At 68.9% G+C, this 19,151-nt stretch carries 16 protein-coding genes and 1 pseudogene; 13 read left to right on the top strand and 4 right to left on the bottom strand.

What is annotated here, in order from left to right:
• Window positions 1-39: 39 nt before the first annotated feature.
• Genes AC07XP_RS09695 through cydX form a run of 3 tightly spaced genes read left to right on the top strand, consistent with a single transcriptional unit; the run spans window position 40 to window position 2,978 of the window.
• Window positions 40-1,659, top strand: a complete 1,620-nt coding sequence (locus AC07XP_RS09695) for a cytochrome ubiquinol oxidase subunit I (RefSeq protein ID WP_095947372.1) — start codon at window positions 40-42, stop codon at window positions 1,657-1,659.
• Entirely contained in the window at window positions 1,656-2,810 is a 1,155-nt protein-coding gene (gene cydB / locus AC07XP_RS09690) for a cytochrome d ubiquinol oxidase subunit II (RefSeq protein ID WP_062475791.1), read from the top strand. Before AC07XP_RS09695 ends, cydB begins: the two co-directional genes overlap by 4 nt.
• An 18-nt stretch (window positions 2,811-2,828) precedes the next feature.
• The gene (gene cydX, locus AC07XP_RS09685) at window positions 2,829-2,978 is read left to right on the top strand and encodes a cytochrome bd-I oxidase subunit CydX (RefSeq protein WP_192196187.1); all 150 of its coding nucleotides are present in this window, start codon (window positions 2,829-2,831) and stop codon (window positions 2,976-2,978) included.
• Window positions 2,979-3,004: 26 nt separating this feature from the next.
• Here the strand turns inward: cydX and AC07XP_RS09680 are convergent, their stop codons facing one another.
• Window positions 3,005-3,595: a GbsR/MarR family transcriptional regulator gene (locus AC07XP_RS09680; protein WP_101494040.1), complete on the bottom strand. Its 591-nt coding sequence runs from the start codon at window positions 3,593-3,595 to the stop codon at window positions 3,005-3,007.
• Window positions 3,596-3,781: 186 nt separating this feature from the next.
• Here AC07XP_RS09680 and AC07XP_RS09675 point away from each other — a divergent pair, with 186 nt between their 5' ends.
• Window positions 3,782-8,932 (top strand): autotransporter outer membrane beta-barrel domain-containing protein, encoded by a 5,151-nt coding sequence (locus AC07XP_RS09675; RefSeq protein WP_495264517.1) that lies wholly within the window; start codon window positions 3,782-3,784, stop codon window positions 8,930-8,932.
• Window positions 8,933-8,942: 10 nt separating this feature from the next.
• Here the strand turns inward: AC07XP_RS09675 and AC07XP_RS09670 are convergent, their stop codons facing one another.
• Window positions 8,943-9,989 carry an AraC family transcriptional regulator gene (locus AC07XP_RS09670; RefSeq protein ID WP_495264516.1) on the bottom strand — a complete coding sequence of 349 codons (1,047 nt, stop codon included), beginning with the start codon at window positions 9,987-9,989 and terminating at the stop codon, window positions 8,943-8,945.
• A gap of 139 nt (window positions 9,990-10,128) precedes the next feature.
• Between AC07XP_RS09670 and AC07XP_RS09665 the strand changes: the two genes are divergently transcribed.
• From AC07XP_RS09665 to AC07XP_RS09640, 6 genes are read left to right on the top strand one after another with little or no spacing between them, the layout of a single operon-like run.
• Complete coding sequence (locus AC07XP_RS09665; protein WP_495264515.1) at window positions 10,129-11,691, top strand: long-chain-fatty-acid--CoA ligase; 1,563 nt, start codon at window positions 10,129-10,131, stop codon at window positions 11,689-11,691.
• A 50-nt stretch (window positions 11,692-11,741) separates the two neighbouring features.
• A complete protein-coding gene (locus AC07XP_RS09660; RefSeq protein WP_095947377.1) occupies window positions 11,742-12,926 on the top strand; it encodes a lipid-transfer protein in 1,185 nt (394 codons plus the stop codon).
• Window positions 12,927-12,940: 14 nt separating this feature from the next.
• Window positions 12,941-13,381 carry a MaoC family dehydratase N-terminal domain-containing protein gene (locus AC07XP_RS09655; protein ID WP_495264514.1) on the top strand — a complete coding sequence of 147 codons (441 nt, stop codon included), beginning with the start codon at window positions 12,941-12,943 and terminating at the stop codon, window positions 13,379-13,381.
• Between the two features lie 14 nt (window positions 13,382-13,395).
• Window positions 13,396-13,812: a MaoC family dehydratase gene (locus AC07XP_RS09650; RefSeq protein ID WP_307636904.1), complete on the top strand. Its 417-nt coding sequence runs from the start codon at window positions 13,396-13,398 to the stop codon at window positions 13,810-13,812.
• A 37-nt stretch (window positions 13,813-13,849) separates the two neighbouring features.
• Window positions 13,850-14,680, top strand: a complete 831-nt coding sequence (locus AC07XP_RS09645) for an SDR family NAD(P)-dependent oxidoreductase (RefSeq protein ID WP_495264513.1) — start codon at window positions 13,850-13,852, stop codon at window positions 14,678-14,680.
• 1 nt (window position 14,681) lies between these two features.
• Window positions 14,682-15,470: an enoyl-CoA hydratase/isomerase family protein gene (locus AC07XP_RS09640; protein ID WP_495264512.1), complete on the top strand. Its 789-nt coding sequence runs from the start codon at window positions 14,682-14,684 to the stop codon at window positions 15,468-15,470.
• Between the two features lie 21 nt (window positions 15,471-15,491).
• Here the strand turns inward: AC07XP_RS09640 and AC07XP_RS09635 are convergent, their stop codons facing one another.
• Window positions 15,492-16,409 (bottom strand): DUF2167 domain-containing protein, encoded by a 918-nt coding sequence (locus AC07XP_RS09635; protein ID WP_495264511.1) that lies wholly within the window; start codon window positions 16,407-16,409, stop codon window positions 15,492-15,494.
• A gap of 80 nt (window positions 16,410-16,489) precedes the next feature.
• Window positions 16,490-16,912, bottom strand: a complete 423-nt coding sequence (locus AC07XP_RS09630) for a cupin domain-containing protein (protein ID WP_062475795.1) — start codon at window positions 16,910-16,912, stop codon at window positions 16,490-16,492.
• On the opposite strand from AC07XP_RS09630, the pseudogene AC07XP_RS09625 reads away from it, so the two are divergent.
• The 3 genes and pseudogenes from AC07XP_RS09625 to AC07XP_RS09615 all read left to right on the top strand — a co-directional run.
• Window positions 16,809-17,198, top strand: a pseudogene (locus tag AC07XP_RS09625) (ArsR/SmtB family transcription factor); the annotation flags it as partial. The gene AC07XP_RS09630 and the pseudogene AC07XP_RS09625 overlap by 104 nt on opposite strands.
• Before the next feature lie 149 nt (window positions 17,199-17,347).
• Complete coding sequence (locus tag AC07XP_RS09620) at window positions 17,348-17,830, top strand: SRPBCC family protein (RefSeq protein ID WP_495264510.1); 483 nt, start codon at window positions 17,348-17,350, stop codon at window positions 17,828-17,830.
• The gene (locus AC07XP_RS09615) at window positions 17,827-19,101 is read left to right on the top strand and encodes an RNA polymerase sigma factor (RefSeq protein ID WP_495264509.1); all 1,275 of its coding nucleotides are present in this window, start codon (window positions 17,827-17,829) and stop codon (window positions 19,099-19,101) included. Before AC07XP_RS09620 ends, AC07XP_RS09615 begins: the two co-directional genes overlap by 4 nt.
• Window positions 19,102-19,151: the final 50 nt, after the last annotated feature.

The following is a 19,151-nucleotide window of genomic DNA, read 5'->3' as shown; positions in this document are numbered from 1 at the left end:
GTACCGACCGAACGAACAGAACACATAAAGGAAGCCCCCATGGACCTTGACATCGTCGCGCTCTCGCGCCTGCAGTTCGCCGTGACGGCGCTGTACCACTTCCTGTTCGTGCCGTTGACGCTCGGACTGTCGATCATCCTGGCCATCATGGAGACGGTCTACGTGATGACCGGGCGCGTCATCTGGCGCGACATGACCAAGTTCTGGGGCGTGCTGTTCGGTATCAACTTCGCGATGGGCGTGGCCACCGGCATCGTGATGGAGTTCCAGTTCGGCATGAACTGGAGCTACTACAGCCACTACGTCGGCGACATCTTCGGTGCGCCGCTGGCCATCGAAGGGCTCATGGCCTTCTTCATGGAGGCGACCTTCGTGGGCCTGTTCTTCTTCGGCTGGGACAAGCTCTCGAAGGTCGGTCACCTGACCGCGACGTGGGCCGTGGCCATCGGCTCCAACTTCTCGGCGCTGTGGATCCTCATCGCCAACGGCTGGATGCAGAACCCCGTGGGCGCGGCCTTCAACCCCGCGACCATGCGCATGGAAGTGACCGACTTCGCCGCCGTGCTGACCAACCCGGTGGCGCAGGCCAAGTTCGTGCACACCGTGTCGGCCGGCTATGTGTGCGCCGCGGTGTTCGTGCTCGGCGTGTCGGCGTGGTACCTGCTCAAGGGCCGCCACATCGAACTGGCCAAGCGCTCGATGACCGTGGCCGCATCGTTCGGCCTGGCCGCCGCGCTGTCGGTGGCGGTGCTCGGCGACGAGAGCGGCTACCTCTCGGGCGAACACCAGAAGATGAAGCTGGCCGCCATCGAAGGCATGTGGGAGACGCAGCCCGCGCCCGCCGCCTTCACCGTGATCGGCTTCCCCGACCAGAAGGCGCGCGAGACGCACTACGCGATCCACATCCCGGCGGTGATGGGCCTCATCGGCACGCGCTCGCTCAACACCGTGATGCCCGGCATCGACGAGCTCGTGAAGCGCGCCGAGGCCCGCATCCGCGAGGGCCTGAAGGCCTACGACGCGCTGCAGAAGATCCGCGAGGCCGGCGGTGCCGACAAGGTCACGCAGGGCGTGCGCGGCGACTTCGAGGACAACGGCATCAACATGGGCTACGCGCTGCTGCTCAAGCGCTACGTGGACGACCCGCGCCAGGCCACCGACGAGCAGATCGCCAAGGCCGCGTGGGACACCGTGCCGCAGGTGGCGCCGCTGTTCTGGCTGTTCCGCGTGATGGTGGGCATCGGCATGCTGCTGATCCTGCTGACGGGCACCTTCTTCGTGCTGTCGGCGCGCCGTGCGCTCGACCGCCACCGCTGGCTGCTCAAGGTGGCGGTGTGGGCGATTCCGCTGCCGTGGATCGCCATCGAATCCGGCTGGCTGGTGGCGGAGTTCGGTCGCCAGCCCTGGGTGATCGAGGGCGTGCTGCCGACCGCGGTGGCCGTGTCGAACCTGGGCGTGACGACCTTGCTGATCACGCTCGCGGGCTTCATCGCGATCTACACCACGCTGCTCATCATCGAGATGAAGCTGATGCTCAAGGCCATCCGCAAGGGGCCCGAGGTCGAGCATGCGCCCACCGAGGGCGATGCACGCTCGCACATTCCGCCGGCGCGTGCCGCCACGTCTTCCTCTTCTGCCTCGACCGGGAGCGCCGCATGATCCTCCACACACTCCTCGACTACGACACCTTGCGCTTCATCTGGTGGCTGCTGATCGGCGTGCTGCTGGTCGGCTTCGCGGTGACCGACGGCTTCGACCTGGGCGCCGGCATGCTGCTGCCCTTTGCCGCGCGCAACGACATCGAGCGGCGCGTGGTCATCAACAGCGTGGGCCCGGTGTGGGAGGGCAACCAGGTGTGGCTCATCCTGGGCGGGGGCGCCGTCTTCGCGGCCTGGCCGCAGCTGTACGCGGTGTCGTTCTCGGGCTTCTACCTGGCGATGTTCGTGATCCTGTCGGCGCTGATTTTGCGGCCGGTGGCCTTCAAGTTCCGTAGCAAGCGCGAGTCGCCGCAGTGGCGCGCGCGCTGGGACGGCGTGCTGTTCTTCAGCGGCTTCGTGCCCGCGCTGATCTGCGGCGTGGCCGTGGGCAACGTGCTGCAGGGCGTGCCGTTCCGCTTCGGCGCCGACATGCACATCTTCTACGACGGCAGCTTCTTCGGCCTGCTGAACCCCTTCGCCATCCTCTGCGGGCTGGTGTCGGTGGCGATGCTGGTGATGCACGGCGCGGCCTGGCTGCTGCTCAAGACCGCCGGGCCGGTGGCCGAGCGGGCGCGCAGCTACGGCATGGTCGCGGCGGTGCTCACGCTCGTGTTCTACGCGCTGGCCGGCGTGTGGCTGGCCATGGGCATCGGGGGCTTTCGCATCAGCAGCGTGGTCGACGCGGTGGGCCCGTCGAACCCGATGCTCAAGACCGTCGAACTGCATGCCGGTGCCTGGATGGGCAACTACGCGGCGCACCCCTGGACCATCGCCGCGCCGGCGGCGGGCTTCGTCGGCACGCTGGGCGCGCTGCTCGGGCTGGTGCTGCGCCGGCCGGGGTTCGCGCTGCTCACGGCGGCGCTGGGCATCGCCGGCATCATCCTGAGCGTGGGCGCGTCGATGTTCCCGTTCATCCTGCCCTCGTCGATCGACCCGCGCGCCAGCCTCACGGTGTGGGATTCGTCGTCGAGCCACCTGACGCTGTTCATCATGCTGGTGGTCACCGCGATCTTCATCCCGATCATCGTGGCCTACACCACCTGGGTCTACCACGTGCTGTGGGGCAAGGTCGACGAACAAGCCATCCGCGACGAGAGCGGACACGCCTACTGAAACGGGAAGGAAAAAGACATGTGGTACTTCGCCTGGATCCTCGGCCTGCCGCTGGCAGCCGCCTTCGCCGTGCTCAACGCCATGTGGTACGAACTCATGGACGACGAGGCTATCCGCAAGGAAAAGCTCGGCCTGCCGGAAGCCCCGCAGGGGCAGGAACGGCTGTGAAGGTGTAGCTCTTCGTCCCGCGCGGCTCAGTCTTCGCCCGCGGGGCCCTTGCTCTTCTTCGACGCACCGCCCGTGAGGCGGTCTTTCAGCGTCAGCACCTTCGTCACCGTCGCGCCCATGCCCATGAGCTGCATCGCAGTCTCGGGCGCCAGGCGCTGCACGTCGTCGAACCACTTCATCAGCCGGTCGATCAGGTCGTGCATCTCGCGCATGCGGGCCTGCGCGTGGCGCTCGGCGTCGCTCGTGGGCGATTCGAGCAGCGCGTTGCGCAGCATCGAGAGCGTGGGTTCGATCTCGCGGCGGCGGCGCTCCTCGGCCAGCACGCGGAAGATTTCCCACACGTCCTTGGGCGCCTCGAAGTACTCGCGGCGATCGCCCGCGTGGTGGCGCAGGTGCACGAGGCGCCAGGCCTGCAGCTCCTTCAGGCCCATGCTCACGTTGGAGCGCGAGAACTCCAGCAGCTCGGCGATCTCGTCGGCATTGAGCGCGCGCTCCGACAAGAAGATCAGCGCGTAGATCTGTCCGACGGTGCGGTTGATGCCCCACTTGCTGCCCATTTCGCCGAAATGGGCGACGAACTGGCGGTTGAGGGGAGGGAGTTCGGGTGCGGTGGCCATGCGGCGGATTGTCGCGCCGGATTGCTGGACGTTCGGAAGTTTCCGAAAACCCAGCAAGGCGACGGGGTGCATGAATAACCAGTTCTGGTGATAGGTCGGAAACAGTTTATTTACAAAAATAAACGTTTCCTGACGATTTGCCCATTTTTGGTGCAGTCGGCCTCTCTTTTCAAGGTTTTTCTCCCCATGAACAAAGCACATCGCAGCCTCTGGAACTCGTCGTTGGGGGCCTGGGTGGCTGTTTCCGAACTCACGCGCGCACGCGGCAAGCTCGCGGGCGGTGTTGTGCTGGCGGCGGCGGGACTGCTGGCCGGGGTGGGCGCCGCAGCCGCAGTGCCGGACATCATGCTCAACACGTCCGACCGGGGGTGGCAGAGCGATGTCGATCCTCATGTGGTGGGGAACTACAACTACGTCACGGGCTCGGATTGCACTTCTGCCTGCAGAAATTACCGGTCGTACTTTGTCTTCAACGTACCGAACCTGTCCCTGGCGCCGGACCAGGTGATCACGGCGGCGTTTCAGTTCAATGCCTTCAGCCTGGGTGGCATACCGGCCGCAGGCACGGTGCTGCAATTCCACCGGTACACGGGCGACATTCCAGGGCTCTCCTCTCCCGGCGTCGACCTCGCGAGGTTCGACGAACTGGGAAGCGGCCTCGCCATCGGCCAAGCCGAGGTGTCGCCTTCGACGCCGAATTCCAGCGCGCTGACCGTGGCGCTCAATGACGCGGGCTTGGCCGCCATCCTGGCGGGGCAAGGCGGCCAAGTCGCCTGGGGCGGAAGCCTGGCGAGCGCGCTCGGGGGCTACACGTCGTACGTGGCTGGGTACTCGAGTGGCCTCCCGTCTGATGGCAACACGACCCTGCGCCTGACGCCGGTAACCTTGGCTGCCGGCACCTACTACTGGGACCTGGACGGCACATCGGCTGGCGCGGGCGGCAGCGCGCCATCGGGCGTGTGGGGCCGTACGAATGCGCAGCGCTTCTGGAACGTCGACGCGGGCGGAGTTGGCCCGACCGTGGCGTGGATCGACGGCTCGAGCGCCGTGTTCGCGGCGGGCAGCGATGCCACTGGCAGCTACACCGTGACCTTGGGCGACAACGTCACCGTTGCCGGTGTCACCTACCGCGGTGGTGCGAGCGGCAGCCAGCTGACCCTCACGCCTGGCGCGGGCTACAAGATCGGCCTGGGTGCTGGCAACAACGTGTTCGACGCCCAGGCCGCCACGCTGGCGGTGCGCGCGGAAATCACGGGTGGAGGAACCCTGGTCAAGGAGGGCGCGGGCACGCTGAGCCTTGAGGTTGCCAATACCTACACCGGCGGCACGACCCTCAACGCCGGCATCCTGGAGATCCGCGACAGCGGCAGCATCGTCGGCAACATCGCCAACAACGCCGCGCTGGTGTTCAACCGCAGCGCCGACACCACCTTCGCCGGCAACATCAGCGGCACCGGCAGCCTCCTGCAGAAGGGAGCACGCAAGCTGACCCTGACCGGCGACAACACCTTCACGGGCACCACCACCGTCGTGGCCGGCAACATCCTGCAGATCGGCGCGGGTGGCACCACCGGCAGCATCGCAGGGAACATCGCCAACGACGGCGACCTGGTCTTCGACCGCGCGGACAGCCTGAGCTACGCAGGCGTCATCAGCGGCTCCGGCACCCTGTCCAAGAGCGGCGTGGGCGTGCTGGAACTGACGGGCGCCAGCACCTACAGCGGCGCGACCGAGGTCAACGCCGGCACGCTGCGCGTGAACAACACCACCGGCAGCGCCACGGGCACGAGCACGGTGCAGGTCAAGAACGGCGCCACGCTCAGCGGCGGCGGCAGCATCGCGGGCCAGGTCACCATCGCCAACGGCGCGACGCTCGCACCGGGCAGCAACCTCGGCACGCTGACCACCGGCATGCTGCGCTTCGACCCCGGCGCCTTCCTGAGCTACGAGCTGGGCCAGGCGGGCGTGCCGGGTGGCCCGCTCAACGACCTCGTCAAGGTCAACGGCGGCCTCGTGCTCGACGGCACGCTCAACGTGGCGCAATCGGCCGGCGGCACCTTCGGACCCGGCCTGTACCGCCTGATCAGCTACTCCGGTTCGCTGATCGACAACGGCCTGAACATCGGCACCGCGCCCGCGGGCACGACAGCCGGTGACCTGCACGTGCAGTCGTCCGTGCTTGGAGAGATCAACCTGATCAACAGCAAGGGCGTGTCGCTCGGCTTCTGGGACGGCGCGAGCGGCGACGCTTCCACCTACAACGACGGCACGATCAGCGGCGGCTCCGGCACCTGGCGCATCGGCAACTCCACCCTCAACGATCCGTCCGACAGCTGGACCGGCGCCAACGGCAAGACCAACACCGGCTGGCAGCAGAACCAGTTCGCGCTGTTCGGCGGCGCGGCCGGCACGGTCCGGGTGGACAACACGGGCGGCGCGATCAGCATCGATGGCGCGCAGTTCTCCACCAGCGGCTATGTCGTCACCGGCGACGCACTGACGCTGGGCAATGCCAACACCGTCATCAAGGTCGGCGACGGCACGGCCTCGGGGGCGCAGATGCAGGCCACCATCGCGTCGGTGCTGAGCGGCGCGGGCGGCCTCACGAAGGACGACCTGGGCACGCTGATCCTGAAGGGCGCCAACACCTACACCGGCGGAACGCTCGTGCGCGCCGGCACGCTGCAGGGCGACACCACCAGCCTGCGCGGCCCCATCGTCAACGACGCCCGGGTGGCCTTCGACCAGGTGGCCAGCGGCAGCTTCGCGGGCACGATGAGCGGCGCGGGCAGCCTGCGCAAGATCGGCGGCGGCGAGCTGCTGCTCAATTCGGCCAACAGCTACAAGGGCGGCACGCAGATCGATGGCGGCACGTTGAATGTGGGCGCGACAGGCGCGGTGGGCACCGGCCCCGTGGGCGTGAGCAGTGGCGCCGGCCTGGTCTTCAGCGGCAGCGCGGACGCGGAAAGCCTGCAGATCACGGCGGGCGCCGCCCAGCCGGGCAACGGCGGCTTCGTCCAGTTCCAGGACAACGCTTCGGCCGGCCGCGCGACCCTGGTGGCGCATGCCGGTGGATCGATCGACTTCCGTGGCAACGCAACCGCCGGCAACGCCACCATCGAGAACCGCGGCGGCCAGGTCACGGTCTGGTTCGACGCCAAGGCGGGCAAGGCCCACATCACCAACTTCGCCGGCGGCGCGACCAACCTCTGGGACGATGCCTCCGCCGAGCAGGCGACCATCGTCAACGAGGCTGGCGGGACGCTGGACATGCGCGACAACGCAACGGCCGCCCAGGCGAGCGTGGTGAACAAGGCCGGTGGCACGGTCTTCCTGTCCAAACTCGGCACGCCGGGCACCACCATCGGTTCGCTCGAAGGCGCAGGCCGGGTGCTGCTTGGCGCGAAAGCGCTGACCACGGGCGCCCTGAACACCGACACCGAAATCTCGGGCGTGATCTCCGGCGTCGGTGGCTCGCTCGTCAAGGTCGGCACGGGCACGCTCACGTTGTCGGGCGAGAACACGCACACCGGCGGGACCGCCTTGCGCCAGGGCCGCCTGAACGTGGGCCACAGCCAGGCACTGGGCACCGGCACGCTGTCGATGGACGACGACACCACGCTGGGCTTCAGCGCGAACGGCCTGACGATTGCCAACACCATCAAGCTGACGGGCAACAACGACCCGGTCATCGATACCGGTGCGTTCAGCGGCACGCTGAGCGGTGCCATCAGCGGCGGTGGATTCATCACCAAGCAGGGTACGGGCACGCTGACGCTGTCGGGCGCCAACACCTACACCGGTGCGACGAACGTGGCGCAGGGCACGTTGAAGGCCGGCGCGGTGAACACGCTGAGCGCGGCTTCTGCGCACAGCGTGGCCACAGGTGCCACGCTCGACCTGGCGGGCTTCAATCAGACCGTGGCATCGCTGGCGAACAGCGGCACCGTGTCGCTGGCCGCTGTGACCGCAGGTACGACGCTGACCGTCAAGGGCGCCTACGTTGGCAACAACGGCGTGCTCAAGCTGAGCACGGCACTCAACGGCACCGGCCCCTCCGACCGCCTCGTGCTCGACGGCCCCACCGCCGTCGCCAGCGGCAAGACCCAGGTGCAGATCGGCAACCTCGGCGGCCTGGGCGCACTCACGAGCGGCAACGGCATTGAGGTCATCACCGCGCAGAACGGCGCGACCAGCACCGCGCAGACCACGAAGGACGCCTTCTCGCTGGCCGGCGGCCACGTCGACGCAGGCGCCTACGAGTACCGCCTGCATGCCGCCGATGCGAAGGGCGCGGGCGAGAGCTGGTACCTGCGCTCCACCACCGATGCGGTGGCGCCGGGCCAGCCGGTGGGCTTGCCCGTCGTCACTTACCGACCGGAGGCTGCGCTCTACGCCGCACTGCCGAGCCAGCTGCGCCAGGGCAACCTCGCGATGCTCGGCGATGTGCGCAAGCGCGTGGGCGACGACGATGTGAAGGGCGCCGCGAGCACACCGACGGGATCGGACCGCCGCGCCTGGGCCCGCGTGCTCTCCACCGACATCGACATCCAGCAGGGCGGCACCGTCTCGCCCACGAGCAAGGGCCGCCTCACCGGCTTCCAGGCCGGCACCGACCTGCTCGCCACGCCGAACTGGCGCGCCGGCCTGTATGTCGGCCAGCTCGACGGCGATGCCCGCGTGAGCGGCTTTGCCAGCGGCATCCGCAACCTCGCGGTGGGCCGCAACGACCTGCGCAGCCAGTACGTCGGCGTGTACGGCACCTACACCGCCGACAGCGGCTTCTATGCCGATGCCGTGGTGCAGTCGGGCCGTCAACGCTACACGGTCGAGCCGATGCTCGGCGCCGGCGTGGGCGGCAAGGGGAACAGCTTGCTGGGCTCGATCGAAGTGGGTCAGTCCTTTGCGATCGGCGGCAGCGGCTGGCGCATCGAGCCGCAGCTGCAGTTGATCCACCACCACATGGACCTGGGCAACTCGGCCATCGTCGGTGCCATCGCGCAACCCCAAGCCGACAGCGGCTGGATCGCCCGCGCGGGCGTGCGGGTCAAGGGTCAGATCGACACCGGCGTGGGCGTGCTGCAGCCGTACGGCCGCGTCAACATCTACAAGACCTCGAGCGGCACCGACATCGCGCGCTTCGTGAACGGCGCGACCACGACCGACATCGCGGCACCCACCGGCGGCACCAGCACCGAACTCGCAGGCGGCTTCACGCTGGCGCTGAGCCAGGCGACCAGCCTGTACGGCGAAATCGGCAAGCTGTGGTCTTCGGGCGGCGATGCCAAGGTGAAGAGTTCGATCAACGGATCGCTCGGCGTGCGGGTCAAGTGGTAGGCGGGTAGCTTCAAGCCTCGGGGGCCGAGTCCGGCTCCGGATTCGGCCGCCGCCGGTACGACCCCGGCGCCCCGCCGGTCCAGGTCTTGAACGCGCGCTGGAACGCCGCGCTGTCCGAAAAGCCCAGCTCTTCGGCCAGCGCCGCCAGCGGCACGGTGCTGGTGTTCAGGCGCACGATGGCCACGTCGCGCCGCAGTTGGTCCTTGAGCGACTGGAACGAGGTGCCCTCGGTGGCCAGGTGGCGCTGCAGCGTGCTCACCGACATGTGCAGGCTGCGCGCGGCCGTGGCCAGGTCGGCCCAGGCCGGACGGTGCTGTTGCAGCACGGTGCGCACGCGCGCGCTCACGGCCAGTTCGCCCAGCGGCGGCAGAATCACGTGGGCCGGCGCGGCGGCCAGAAAGTCGCGCATGGCCCGCGCGTCGCGGCGGATCGGCGTGGCCAGCGCGCTGGCGTCGAACCACACGGCCGACAGCGGCTGGCCGAACTGCAGCGGCGCGGGAAACACCTTGTTGTAGCGCGCCGCGTAGGGCGGCTGCTCGAAGCCGAAGTCGAAGCGACGCGCCGTCAGCCGGCCGCCGTGCAGCCAGGCAAAGAGCCGCCAGTACACGCGCAGCATCAGCTCGTGCAGGAAGTTCAGCGGCGCGCTCGGCATGCCCTGTACCCGCAGGCCGAAGCCCGCGAGCGGCCCTTCGTGCAGCAGCACCATCTCGAGGTCGTCCTGCAGCAGGCTGAAGGTGCGGGCCACGCGCCGCAGCGCCACTTCGAGGGTGGGCGCGCCCATCGTGGCGCGGGTCATGAGCGCGAAGCTGCCGCAGCGCAGGCGGCGCGACAGGAAGCACAGGGCCTCGTCGTCCAGCCGCTCCATCAGCAGCGCGAACAGCGCCACGTACTGCTCGGCCGTGACGCGCGCGCCCGGCGCGTCGAGCAGGGCGGGGGCGATGCCGGCGTCCTGCAACGCGGTGTCGATGCAGATCGGCGCGTCGTCGCCGCGCGCGCGCACGCCCGAGAGCATGCCCTGGACGAACACGATCGGAATGGTGACGGGCGGTTGCAGCATGCGTGAGCGGATCAGACCCGGTGGCGGCGCGGGTGTCGATTGAGGTTTTCTGCCATGCGGGCGATGCGATGCGCAATCGCCGCGGCACGGCGCGGTTTCTACCATGCGTTCACACAAGAACCGAACGGAGACAACCGCCATGTACCTGACCCAGTCGCTGCACCGCAGCGTGCAGCAGCACCCCGACCGGATCGCCGTGCGCGCCGCCGGCCGCACCCTGAGCTTTCGCGCCTATGCCGAGCGGGTCGCGCGCCTGGCGGGCGCCCTGCAGGGGCTCGGCATGCAGCAGGGCGACCGCGTCGCCATGCTGGCGCTCAACTCCGCGCGCTACCTCGAATACCAGATGGCCGTGCCCTGGGGCGGCGGCGTGCTCAACCCCTGCAACATCCGCTGGTCGGCGGCCGAAATTCTGTACTCGCTGGACGACTCGGGCTCCACGCTGCTGCTGGTGGACGACACCTTCCGCCCGGTGGTCGAGCAGATGCGCGGGCAGGCCACCAGCCTGCGCGAGGTGATCTATTGCGGCGACGGCCCGACGCCGCCCGGCATGCTCGGCTACGAGGCGCTGCTGGAGGCCGCCTCGCCGGTGCCCGACGCCGGCCGCTGCGACGACGACCTGGCCGGCATCTTCTACACCGGCGGCACCACGGGCTTTCCCAAGGGCGTGATGCTGAGCCACACCAACATGGGCAGCTCGGGGCTGGCCCTGCACGCCGAGGGCCTGGCCTCGCCCGAGGGCTGCTACCTGCATGCCGCGCCGATGTTCCACCTGGCCGACATGGGCCTGGCCGCACCGCACTGGTTCGAGGGCAACACGCACGCGATCATTCCGGCCTTCAGCCCTGAAGCGGTGCTGAACGCCATCGAGCAAGACCGCGTCACGCACGCGCTGCTGGTGCCCACCATGATCCAGATGCTGGTCGACCATCCGGCGATGCGCGAGCCGCGCGACCTGAGCAGCCTGAAGTGCATCACCTACGGCGCCTCGCCGATCTCGGAGGCGGTGCTGAACCGCGCGATGGCGGCCTTTTCGGGCGTGGACTTCGTGCAGGCCTACGGCATGACCGAGCTGTCGCCGCTGGCCACCATCAACCCGGCGCGCAACCACACGGCCGAAGGCCAGCGGCGGGGCAAGCTGCGCTCGGCGGGCCGCGCCAGCTACTGCACCGAGGTGCGCATCGTCGACAGCGAGGGCGCCGAAGTGCCGCGCGGCACCGTGGGCGAAGTCGCGGTGCGCGGCCCCAACGTGATGCAGGGCTACTGGAACCAGCCCGCGCAGACGGCCGCGGCCGTGCGCGGCGGCTGGATGCACACCGGCGACGGCGCGTACATGGACGACGACGGCTACATCTTCGTGGTCGATCGCCTGAAGGACATGATCATCAGCGGCGGCGAGAACATCTATTCGGCCGAGGTCGAGAACGCCATCAACCAGCACCCGGCCGTGGCGGCCTGCGCGGTCATTGGCATCCCCAGCGAGGAATGGGGCGAGGCCGTGCATGCGGTGCTCGTGCTCAAGCCGGGCCAGCAGCAACTGGCGGCCGATGCACTCATCGCGCACTGCAAGGCGCTGATCGCGAACTACAAGTGCCCGCGCAGCGTGGCGGTGGTCGAGGCACTACCGCTGTCGGGTGCGGGCAAGGTGCTCAAGACCCGGCTGCGCGAACCGTTTTGGCAAGGGCGCCAACGAAGCGTAGCCTGAGCCCTGTTTCTCTTCCCATTTCACTCACTCATTCACTTCAGGAGCCCCTCATGAGCCAGGATGTCTACGTCGTCGGTGTCGGCATGATCCCCTTCACCAAGCCGGGCGCGAACCAGCCCTACCCGCAGATGGCCGCGCACGCGACCAACGCCGCCTTGAAAGACGCCGGCATCGGCTATGAGCTGGTGCAGCAGGCCTACGTCGGCTACGTGTACGGCGACTCCACCGCCGGCCAGCGCGCGCTGTACGAAGTCGGCATGACCGGCATTCCGGTCGTCAACGTCAACAACAACTGCTCCACCGGCTCGACCGCGCTGTTCCTGGCGCGCCAGGCCGTGGCCAGCGGCGCGGCCGACTGCGTGCTGGCGCTGGGCTTCGAGCACATGAGCCCCGGCGCGCTGGGCGCGGTGTTCAACGACCGCCCGAGTCCGTTCGACCACTTCGAATCGATCACCGACGAGCTGGTCGGCAACGAGCAGGTGCCGCTGGCGCTGCGCTACTTCGGTGGTGCCGGCCTGGCCCACATGCAGCAGTACGGCACGCAGATGTCGACCTTCGCGAAGATCCGCGCCAAGGCCAGTCGCCATGCGTCGAACAACCCGGTGGCGCTGTTTCGCACCGTCGTCACCGAAGACGAGGTGATGGCCGCGCCCGTGATGTGGCCCGGCGTGATGACGCGGCTCATGGCCTGCCCGCCGACCTGCGGCGCGGCCGCGGCGATCGTCTGCTCGCCGCGCTTCGCCGAGCGCCATGGCCTGGACCGCAGCGTGCGCATCAAGGCGCAGGCCATGACGACCGACCGCGCCATCACCTTCGAGGCGCGCGACATGCGCGAGGTGGTGGGCTTCAGCATGGCGCAGGAAGCCGCGCAGAAGGTCTACGACGCGGCCGGTGTCGGCCCGCAGGACATCGATGTGGTCGAGCTGCACGACTGCTTTGCGCACAACGAACTCATCAGCTACGAGGCGCTGGGCCTGTGCCCGGTGGGCGGCGCGGAGAAGTTCGTGGTCGATGGCGACAACACCTACGGCGGCAAGGTCGTCACCAACCCGTCCGGCGGGCTGCTGTCGAAGGGCCACCCGCTCGGCGCGACAGGGCTCGCGCAATGCACGGAGCTGGTCCAGCAGCTGCGCGGCACGGCCGAGAAGCGCCAGGTCGAAGGCGCGCGGATGGCGCTGCAGCACAACCTGGGCCTTGGCGGCGCCTGCGTGGTCACGCTGTACGAACGCGTCTGAGGGCAGGGCCACCCATGATCGACAAGAAATGGATCGGCCACGAACTGCCCGCTTCGGTGCTGCCCATCGAGCGCAGCCGGCTGCAATTCTTCGCCAAGGCCATCGGCGAGACCGACCCGGTCTACACCGATGCCGCCGCCGCGCGCGATGCCGGCTACCCGGACCTGCCGGCGCCGCCCACCTTCCTGTTCGCGGCCGAACTGGACTCGGGTGCCTCGGACCGGCTGCTCACCGACCTGCAGATTCCGCTGGCCAAGCTGCTGCACGGCGAACAGAGCTTCAGCTACCACCGCCCCGCCTGCGTGGGTGACACGGTGACGGTGCGCTCGACCATCAGCGACATCTACGACAAGAAGAACGGCGCGCTCGAGTTCGTCGTGAAGACCTCGCGCGCCACCAACCAGCGCGACGAACTCGTGGCCGAGCTGCGCACGGTGATCGTCTGCCGCCACTGAAGAAAGAACCTGCGATGACCCTCCGCTACGACACCGTCCAGGTCGGCGACGAACTTCCCGCGCTGCAACTCCCGCCGGTGAATCGCACCACGCTCGCGCTCTTCGCGGGCGCCTCGGGCGACCACAACCCGATCCACATCGACACCGATTTCGCGCGCAAGGCCGGCATGCCCGACGTGTTCGCGCAGGGCATGCTGGGCATGGCCTGGCTCGGCCGGCTGCTCACGCAATGGGTGCCGCAGGCGCAACTGCGCCGCTTCGACGTGCGCTTCCAGGGCATCACGCACCTGGGCCATGCCGTGCGCTGCACCGGCCGCGTGGTCGAGAAGCTGGAACACAACGGTGAGCGCTGCGTGCGCGTGGAAGTGCTCAGCGCCAACCAGCACGGCCAGACGCGCATCGCGGGTGAGGCGCTGGTGGCGCTGCGCTGACCCCTTGAACGAACGAATGAAAGAAGAGAGAAGAGACATGACACCCAAACTCGAAGGCAAGGTCGCCCTCATCACCGGCTCGGGCCGCGGCATCGGGCGCGCGATCGCCCTGAAGCTCGCCAGCGAAGGCGCACGCGTCGTCGTCAACGACCTCGACGCCGCACCGGCCGAAGAGACCGTGCAGGCCATCCGCGCCGCGGGCGGGCAGGCGGTGGCCTGCGTCGGCAGCGTGTCGGCGCCGGACTTCGCCGAGCGCTTCGTCGGCACGGCGGTGAACGAGTTCAAGGGCCTGGACATCATCGTCAACAACGCCGGCTACACCTGGGACAGCGTGGTGCAGAAGATGACCGACGAGCAGTGGTACGCCATGATCGACGTGCACCTGACGGCGCCGTTTCGCATCCTGCGCGCCGCGCAGCCTGTGATCCGCGCGCTGACCAAGGCCGAAGGCGAAGCGGGCCGGCGCGTGGTGCGCAAGGTGGTCAACATCTCGTCGGTGGCCGGGCTCTTCGGCAATGCGGGGCAGGCCAACTACTCGACCGCCAAGGCCGGCATCGTCGGCATGACGCAGACGCTGGCCAAGGAGTGGGGCCGCATGAACGTCACGGTGAACTGCGTGGCCTTCGGCTTTATCCAGACGCGGCTCACGGCCAGCACGGCCGAGGCCACCACCGCGAACATCGAGGGGCGCGAGATCAAGGTCGGCGTCAACCCCGGCCTGCTGGCGATGATGGAGCAGTCGATCCCGCTGGGCCGCGGCGGCACGCCCGAAGAGGCGGCCGGCGCGGTGTACCTGCTGTGCGCGCCCGAGTCGGACTACGTGAGCGGCCAGACGCTCATGTGCACCGGCGGGCTGACGGGGATCTGAGATGCAGTTCGAAGAAGGCATTGCCTGGGGCGTGCAGGACGGCATCGGCCGCATCGTGCTGAAGCGGCCCGAGCGCGCCAACTCGGTCTCGCTGGCGAGCAGCCATGCGCTGGCGCGCGCCATCGACGAGGTGCTCGAAGCGGCACCGCGCGCCATCCTGCTGACCGGCGAGGGCCGCGTGTTCTGCGCGGGCGGCGACATCGACAGCTTCGTGGCGGCGGGCGACAAGCTGCCCGAGCTGGTTGACGCCATCCTCGACCGGCTGCATCCCGCGCTGCTGCGGCTGGCGCAAAACCCGGCGCCGCTGGTGGTAGCGGTGAACGGCACGGTCGGCGGTGCCGGCGTGGGGCTGGCGCTGTGCGGCGATTTCGTGCTCGCCACCGAGTCGATGAAGCTGCGCACGGGCTACGCGGCCATCGGGCTGTCGCCGGACGCGGGGAGTTCGTATTTCCTGTCGCGGCGCATCGGGCCGGTGCGCGCGCAGCAATGGCTGATGCTGAGCGACCCGATCGACGGCGCGCGCTGCCTGGCGGCGGGCGCAGTCGATGCGCTGTACCCGGACGCCGAACTGGCGGCGGCTGCCGAAGCGCTGGTGACTCGGCTGGCGAACGGTGCCACCGCATCGTTCGCGGGCATCAAGGCGCTGTGCGGGGGTGCCACCGAGCGCCCGATCGAAGAACACTTCGAGATGGAACACCGCCTGCTGCGCCGACGCGCGGGCAGTGCGGACGGGCGCGAAGGCGTGAAGGCCTTCACCGAGAAGCGCGCGCCGCGCTTCTCGGGCCGCTGAGCGCGGCGGGCTGTTGCAGGCTCAGCTCTTCTTCTTGAAGAGCTTCGTGAGGCCCCACAGCGCGGCACCGCCCGCCACCACGGCGACCTTCGCGAACTTGGCCAGGAAGGCGAGGGCGACCGCGAACAGGCCCAGCTTCTTCGCGGCAGCGCCGGCCACCAGCGCGGCCAGGCCGTAGGCGGCGACCTTGTCGGTGGACGAATTGAAGTCCGCGTACTTCTTGCCGTCGTCGTACTGCAGCGCGCCGAGCAGCTTGGTGGCGTCGGGCTTGTACTTCTCGAGGTCGTTCGCGTTGGTGATGAGGTTCAGGCTCAGGTAGCCCTCGCGGCCCAGCGCGTAGGTGTTGTAGTTGACGCCGGGGTTGCCGCCGTCGCTGCCCTTCTTCTTCGACAGGGCCGACCACACCAGCCGGTGCGTCGCGGCGTCGTACTGCGGCTTCTGCGCCCAGCCCGTGACCTCGATTCCCGGGATGCCGCGCTTGGCGCGTTCCTCGTTCGCGGCCTCGGTGCCTTCCTTCAGGCTCGTGAGCAGTTCGTCGGCGTTCCAGTCCTTGGCGTCGTCGTCCTTGATGTAGCCCTCTTTCACGAATTTCACGACCGCCATCCAGTCGCCATCGTCGGCAGGGAAGATCGCGCCGATGAAGGTGTCGTCGGTGCGGTTGCCCATGCTGCGCATGAGCTGCGCGGCGGCGGGCGTCGGCACCCAGACGTAGCCCGCGGGCAGCTTCAGGTGGGCCTGGTCGCGCAGCGTGATGTCGGCGGGGCCGGCTTTCTGCACGGCCTTGGCGGCCTTGAAGGCGGCTTCCTGCTCGGCTTCGAGCGAGCTCGCGGTCGAGGTTGTGGAAGCGGTGGTGGGGGATGCGGCGTTGCTGATGTGGGTGGCCGTCAGGGCGCACGCGAACAGCAAGCCGGCCGTCAGGCGGGCAGTATGAATACGCAAGTTCTCTCTCCTCGGTTGTTGTCGTTTCTGGTGAGACGCGAGGAGTTTATCGGCGCGCAAAGCCGCGCCGGCCGTGGGTTTCAGGGCCAGGGCGTGGGCGGCGGAATTTCGCAGACTGGCTCGACGTCGATGCTCTTGAAGTCGGCCGGCGAGACGATCTCCAGGTACTCCATGTCGGGCGAATAGTCGAAGAGAAAGTGGCGGATGCCGGGGCGCTGGTGCACCACGTCGCCGGCCTCGACGCGTGTCTCCTTGTCCTCGTACATGAAGCGCGCCCAGCCCTTGAGCATGATGACGATCTGGAAGTCCGCCTCGTGGCGGTGCCAGCCGGTGCCCGCTTCCGGTGCCATGTTGGCCTTGACCAGGTGCGCGATCACCTTGCCGTGCGTGGCGGCCGCAATGCCGAGGTCGCGGTACAGGAAGAAGTCTCGCAACCCGCCCGAGACGTACTCGGTGTCACCGGGCTTGACGTGGGAGAACTGGGTGGCGGTTCGGTCCAGCATGGGCGCTCCTTCGCGGGGGATGATGCTGCGATGCAGCATGCATAAACCGTTCCTGCGCACGGCCCATTGCTTGACGGCTCACGGGCCGCTCCAGATACTCAACCGCATGGTTCACTCAGATGCCTTGGACGCCGTGTTTGCGGCCCTGTCCGACCCGACCCGCCGCAGCGTGCTCGAAGCGCTGGGTGAGGGCGGCCTCAGCGTGACCGAACTTGCTGAACCGCATGGCATGTCGCTGACCGGCTTCATGAAGCATCTGCGCGTGCTCGAAGGCGCCGGCCTCATCTCGCGCACGAAGGCGGGCCGCGTCGTGCGCTGCGAGCTGTCGCCGGGCCCGATGCAGGAGGCTGCCGTGTGGCTCTCGCGCTACGAGAAGTTCTGGACCGGCCGCCTCGATGCCCTGGCGCGCTTTCTCTACCACCAGGAGGACACCGAATGGCGAAACCTTCCCCCGGCCCCAACGCCGGCCCCGGCACCGATCGCCCCTCGCTCACGCTCCGGCGGCACTTCCGCGTCAGCCCCGCCAAAGTCTGGCGCGCGTGGACCGACCCGCAAGCGCTGAAGCACTGGTTCGGCCCCGAGGAGATCGTCGACGTGCCGCTGGCCGAGGTCGACCTGCGCGTGGGCGGGCGCTTTCGCGTGACCATGTTGGCGGCCGACGGTGAGACGCACGACGTGAGCGGCACGTACCTCGAGGTCGTGCCCGAGCGCCGGCTGGTCTTCAGCTGGGCCTGGCGCAGCACGCCCGAGCGCGAGTCGCGCGTCACCGTGCAACTCGAACCCGATGCGGGCGGCTGCGAGCTCGTGCTCATGCACCAGCAGTTCTTCGACGAAGCGGCGCGCGACGGCCACAACCATGGCTGGACCGGCTCGCTCGTCAAGCTCGAGCGTTGGCTGGCCGGCGGCGACACCGGGTGACCGAACAACCGACGGCGATCGCCGATACGCTCGACGCGATCTACCGCAGCGAGTCGCGGCGCATCTTCGCCACGCTGGTGCGGCTGCTGGGCGATTTCGACCTGGCCGAAGAAGCCCTGCACGACGCCTTTCGCGCCGCGCTCGAACAATGGCCGCGCGAAGGCGTGCCGGCCAACCCGCGCGCCTGGCTGGTGTCGGCGGGGCGCTTCAAATCCATCGACGGCATCCGTCGGCAGGCGCGCTTCACGGCGTGGGACGACGCCACCGCCCACACCGACACGCTGGCCGACCCCGCGCCCGCCTGGCACGAGGCTGACCCCGATGCCGACGCGCTCGAGGACGACCGCCTGCGCCTGGTCTTCACCTGCTGCCACCCCGCGCTGGCGCCCGACGCCCAGGTGGCGCTCACGCTGCGCGAGGTCTGCGGGCTGGCGACCGAGGAGATCGCGCGCGCCTTTCTCGTGCCCGCGCCCACCATCGCGCAGCGCATCGTGCGGGCCAAGGCGCGGATCCGCGATGCGGGCATTCCATACCAGGTGCCGGGTCTGGCCGAGCTGCCCGAACGGCTCGACGCCGTGCTGCGCGTGGTGTACCTCGTGTTCAACGAAGGCTACGCGGCCTCGTCGGGCCAGAGCGTGACGCGCGCCGACCTCTCGGCCGAGGCGATCCGGCTCGGGCGCTTGGTGGCCGAGCTGCTGCCCGACCCCGAGGCGCTGGGCCTGCTCGCGCTGATGCTGCTGCACGACGCGCGCCGTGCCGCGCGCACCTCGGCGCAGGGCGAGCTCGTGCTGCTCGACGCGCAGGACCGCAGCCTGTGGCACCGCGGGCAGATCGGGGAGGGCGCGGCGCTGGTCGAGCGCGCGCTGCTGTCGCGCCGCTTCGGCCCGTACACCTTGCAGGCCGCCATTGCCGCGGTGCATGCCGAAGCGGCCGAGGCCGCCGCCACCGACTGGCCGCAGATCGTCGGCCTGTACGACGTGCTGCTGCGGCTCGATCCCTCGCCCGTGGCCGAACTCAACCGCGCGGCGGCCGTGGCGATGCGCGACGGGCCGGCTGCGGGGCTCGCGCTGATCGACGCGCTGCTCGCGCGCGGCGAGCTGGCGAAGTACCACCTGGCGCATGGCGCGCGCGCCGAACTGTGCCGGCGCCTGGGCCGCACCGACGATGCACGCGCGGCTTACCTGCAGGCACTGTCGCTGGTGCGGCAGCAGCCCGAGCGGCAGTTCCTGGAGCGGCAGCTGGCCTCGCTGCCGGACGCGAAAAATTTTTGACGCCCCTTGTCGATTCCGGCCGTCGCCGTTCGACCAGTGATGTCCTCACT

Source organism: Variovorax sp. GW531-E2, from assembly GCF_059423125.1.
This window is presented reverse-complemented; position numbering and strand designations above follow the sequence as displayed.

Bases quoted from the DNA above. Each gene is read 5' to 3' on its own strand.
- AC07XP_RS09695 (WP_095947372.1), top strand. From the start codon at position 40: ATGGACCTTGACATCGTCGCGCTCTCGCGCCTGCAGTTCGCCGTGACG.
- cydB (WP_062475791.1), top strand. From the start codon at position 1,656: ATGATCCTCCACACACTCCTCGACTACGACACCTTGCGCTTCATCTGG.
- cydX (WP_192196187.1), top strand. From the start codon at position 2,829: ATGTGGTACTTCGCCTGGATCCTCGGCCTGCCGCTGGCAGCCGCCTTC.
- AC07XP_RS09680 (WP_101494040.1), bottom strand. From the start codon at position 3,595: ATGGCCACCGCACCCGAACTCCCTCCCCTCAACCGCCAGTTCGTCGCC.
- AC07XP_RS09675 (WP_495264517.1), top strand. From the start codon at position 3,782: ATGAACAAAGCACATCGCAGCCTCTGGAACTCGTCGTTGGGGGCCTGG.
- AC07XP_RS09670 (WP_495264516.1), bottom strand. From the start codon at position 9,989: ATGCTGCAACCGCCCGTCACCATTCCGATCGTGTTCGTCCAGGGCATG.
- AC07XP_RS09665 (WP_495264515.1), top strand. From the start codon at position 10,129: ATGTACCTGACCCAGTCGCTGCACCGCAGCGTGCAGCAGCACCCCGAC.
- AC07XP_RS09660 (WP_095947377.1), top strand. From the start codon at position 11,742: ATGAGCCAGGATGTCTACGTCGTCGGTGTCGGCATGATCCCCTTCACC.
- AC07XP_RS09655 (WP_495264514.1), top strand. From the start codon at position 12,941: ATGATCGACAAGAAATGGATCGGCCACGAACTGCCCGCTTCGGTGCTG.
- AC07XP_RS09650 (WP_307636904.1), top strand. From the start codon at position 13,396: ATGACCCTCCGCTACGACACCGTCCAGGTCGGCGACGAACTTCCCGCG.
- AC07XP_RS09645 (WP_495264513.1), top strand. From the start codon at position 13,850: ATGACACCCAAACTCGAAGGCAAGGTCGCCCTCATCACCGGCTCGGGC.
- AC07XP_RS09640 (WP_495264512.1), top strand. From the start codon at position 14,682: ATGCAGTTCGAAGAAGGCATTGCCTGGGGCGTGCAGGACGGCATCGGC.
- AC07XP_RS09630 (WP_062475795.1), bottom strand. From the start codon at position 16,912: ATGCTGGACCGAACCGCCACCCAGTTCTCCCACGTCAAGCCCGGTGAC.
- AC07XP_RS09620 (WP_495264510.1), top strand. From the start codon at position 17,348: ATGGCGAAACCTTCCCCCGGCCCCAACGCCGGCCCCGGCACCGATCGC.